Consider the following 586-nt stretch of genomic DNA (forward strand, 5'->3'; position numbering starts at 1 on the left):
GCGTCATTGACGCGCGCCCGCCAGGAGGTGAAAGCATCCGTCTCGACGGTGCTGGCGCCCGACTTGGCCATCTTGGTGGTCTGGAAGCTCAGCTGTGACACATCGCCATCCAGCTTCCAGGCGGCCTGCGCGCTGGCAGCGGTGCTCAGGATCAGGGTAGTGGTCAGGGTGCGCAGCGCAGTCTGGAATCGCATTGGGGAGTCTTCCTTGAGGCAGGTGATACGGGAAACCGTCAAACGGACGTGCCGGACTCGAACAGCTTCTCGCTGACGCGCTGGTCACGAATGTCGATGCCGGTACTGGCGGAGTCGAGGTCGATCTCCACCGACAGCTGACCGGCGTCATTGACGCGCGCCCGCCAGGAGGTGAAAGCATCCGTCTCGACGGTGCTGGCGCCCGACTTGGCCATCTTGGTGGTCTGGAAGCTCAGCTGTGACACATCGCCATCCAGCTTCCAGGCGGCCTGCGCGCTGGCAGCGGTGCTCAGGATCAGGGTAGTGGTCAGGGTGCGCAGCGCAGTCTGGAATCGCATTGGGGAGTCTTCCTTGAGGCAGGTGATACGGGAAACCGTCAAACGGACGTGCCG

At 63.5% G+C, this 586-nt stretch carries 1 protein-coding gene and 1 pseudogene; both read right to left on the bottom strand.

From position 1 onward, the window contains the following. Window positions 1–194 (bottom strand): hypothetical protein (locus tag AOG28_RS17510; protein ID WP_054557096.1); only part of this gene is annotated, 194 nt, incomplete at its 3' end. A 38-nt stretch (window positions 195–232) separates the two neighbouring features. Continuing rightward, window positions 233–586: pseudogene (locus tag AOG28_RS17515) on the bottom strand (hypothetical protein); the annotation flags it as partial.

Source organism: Cobetia sp. UCD-24C (genome assembly GCF_001306765.1).
GTDB classification, from domain to species: domain Bacteria; phylum Pseudomonadota; class Gammaproteobacteria; order Pseudomonadales; family Halomonadaceae; genus Cobetia; species Cobetia amphilecti.